The following is a 2,220-nucleotide window of genomic DNA, read 5'->3' as shown; positions in this document are numbered from 1 at the left end:
AGGGCCGTCCGGGAATGGGTTGCCGCCCGCAATCAGCTGGCCATAATGTTCGCCGGGCGCTTCGACGCCTGACCGTATCTGAAAACCGCATGGGCCGGATCAGATACACGGAGTTCAGGACACTCCCCGCGGAACGGATCTTCGTCGACGAGACCCCCGCGCCGATGCTGGACCCGGGCCGGAAGGCCACGAAGAGCGGCCACTTCCGGGCCGCCGGGTCCGACGACCGCGGCCATGGCGGTGCGGGCCCGCCCATCGTCCTGTTCCACTATGCTTCCGGCCGGGGAGGGGAGCATCCGCTGAAGTTCCTCGACGGATACCGCGGCCGCTTGCCTCGCAATGCGATGCCTGCCAGTCTTGCAACGCGCTCACCGGGCGTGCGCGAGGGTGGCCCGTGGCAACTGTCTGTTGCTGGACCCATGTCCGCCGCCGCTTCGTCAATCGCTTCGAGAACGAGGACTCGCCGACCGCCGAGGAAATGCTGCGTCAGATCGCGCTGCTCTATCAGATCGAGAAGGCCGTGCGTGGCAACGGCGCGGCCATCCGTCTGGTCGTCCGGCGCGAGCATGCGGCACCCGTCGTTGCCGCGCCCGGACCATGTCTCGAGGCCCAGCTCTCGCGCATCCCGCAGAAATCCCAATTGGCCGAGGACATCCGCTATACCCTCGCGCACTGGCCCGGCCTGATCGTTCGGCAAAGCCTTGTCCTCGACGACGGCATCCTTGAGTTGGACACCAACCCGGTCGAGAACCAGATCCGTCCGATCGCCCTGACCAGGAAAAACGCCCTCTTCGCGGGCAAAGAGGTCGGCGCCGAGAACGGGGCGATGCTGGCCTCGCTGGCCGCCACCTGCAAGATGTCCGGCGTCAACCCGGTCGGCTGCATCGCCGATACTCTCCGTGCCATCCCCGACGGCCACCCGAAATCCCGCATCGAAAAATTCATGCCTGGGGGCCGCACACTGCTGTCAGGCCTCACCGCACAGGGACCCGCCGCCACGCTTACGGACGAGTCAGTCTAGAGACAGCCAGCTTTTCGATCGGTAGCAGGTCTCACGCACCGCCCTGAGCCTTCCCTTATCCCGGTCGGCCGGAAGCAGGCGGGATGCCGCGATTACTGCGGCATCCTTCAATCTGTGAGACTCACTGCCCGGTGTCGATCACGCCGCTGGATGGGATAAGAGTCACCCTCACCAGTTCGCTGGCAGGCAGGTTCTCGTTCACCAAGTCCTCGCTGCTGTGGATCGTGCCGGCAGGCACCTCAACGGTGTATTCCGCCTGGACCACAACAGAGCCGTCGTCCCGGTCCCCGTGGTCACTCGGATCCACGAGCTTATCGGCTTGCGCCGCGGTGGCGGCCAGGCCGAGGACGGCCAAGGCAACTGCAAACGTCTTCATGGCGATTTCCTTTCTCTGCATGAGTTGGCGCTTCGCCATGCCGCCATGAGGCAGAAAGGAGGAAAGGAAGGTGAAGACCGAACAGGAAGTTTCCACGGTCCTTTCGTCGATACATGAGCCAGACAGTACGTTTGATCTGCACTGGCAGGGCGCGCATGGTCTTCAGGACCACGACCCAGGTACCCGTTGCCGCGCTGCAGGCCCTCATCGCTCCCGTTGTCTGGTGTTATCTGAGCGGGTTCGGTGATCTGGCTCACTTGCTGGCCATCACCCGGCATCTTGTCATCGGCACCCATCGTTGGGTCCTCCAAGAGACCCCGCGGGAAGTGTTCACGGAGTCGTCGCATATATAGGAAGCGCAGAACCTTTTTTCATCACTTCGTCGAAAATAATCATGACCGGTTTCTCGTCTGCGCGATGAGCAGGCGGAATGCCAAGACGCCGCCGCTAGAGCTAGTTCGGGCAATCTGCATAGGGGGGTGAGTGGATCATCCGGGCGTCCTCGGCATGATGCCGGGGGCGGGGAGAGGCCATGAGCAGACGACCGGGCCGGAACCACCGCCCGGCTTTCAAGGCGAAGGTGGCGCTTGCCGCCATCAGGGGCGGGAAGACGCCGGCCGGACTGGCTGCACTGGCCGGGCAGTTCGACGTGCATCCGGACCCGGGCCACGCAGTGGCGCAGGCAGCGCCTGGACTGCGCCTCCGGGGTGTCCGGGGCGCGGGGGGGCGGCCGCGGTGGATCCGGCATCGGCGGTGGACGTGAGCACGCTGCACGCGAAGAGCGGCGAGCTGACGCCGGGGAAGGATTTCTTGTCCGGCGCGC

At 65.0% G+C, this 2,220-nt stretch carries 2 protein-coding genes and 2 pseudogenes; 3 read left to right on the top strand and 1 reads right to left on the bottom strand.

Annotated elements, in window-relative coordinates; all coding sequences use genetic code 11:
* Window positions 1-14: 14 nt before the first annotated feature.
* Both H5395_RS19670 and H5395_RS19665 read left to right on the top strand, forming a co-directional pair.
* Window positions 15-272 (top strand): annotated as a pseudogene (locus H5395_RS19670) (transposase); the annotation flags it as partial.
* 122 nt (window positions 273-394) lie between these two features.
* Entirely contained in the window at window positions 395-1,021 is a 627-nt protein-coding gene (locus H5395_RS19665; protein ID WP_370576507.1) for a transposase, read from the top strand.
* A gap of 121 nt (window positions 1,022-1,142) precedes the next feature.
* Here H5395_RS19665 and H5395_RS18190 read toward each other — a convergent pair whose 3' ends face one another.
* Complete coding sequence (locus H5395_RS18190) at window positions 1,143-1,397, bottom strand: hypothetical protein (RefSeq protein WP_182793941.1); 255 nt, start codon at window positions 1,395-1,397, stop codon at window positions 1,143-1,145.
* A gap of 532 nt (window positions 1,398-1,929) precedes the next feature.
* Between H5395_RS18190 and H5395_RS19255 the strand changes: the two are divergent.
* Window positions 1,930-2,220 (top strand): annotated as a pseudogene (locus H5395_RS19255) (transposase); the annotation flags it as partial.

It is taken from the genome of Paracoccus sp. MC1854, from assembly GCF_014164635.1.
In the GTDB taxonomy this organism is placed as follows: domain Bacteria; phylum Pseudomonadota; class Alphaproteobacteria; order Rhodobacterales; family Rhodobacteraceae; genus Paracoccus.
This window is presented reverse-complemented; position numbering and strand designations above follow the sequence as displayed.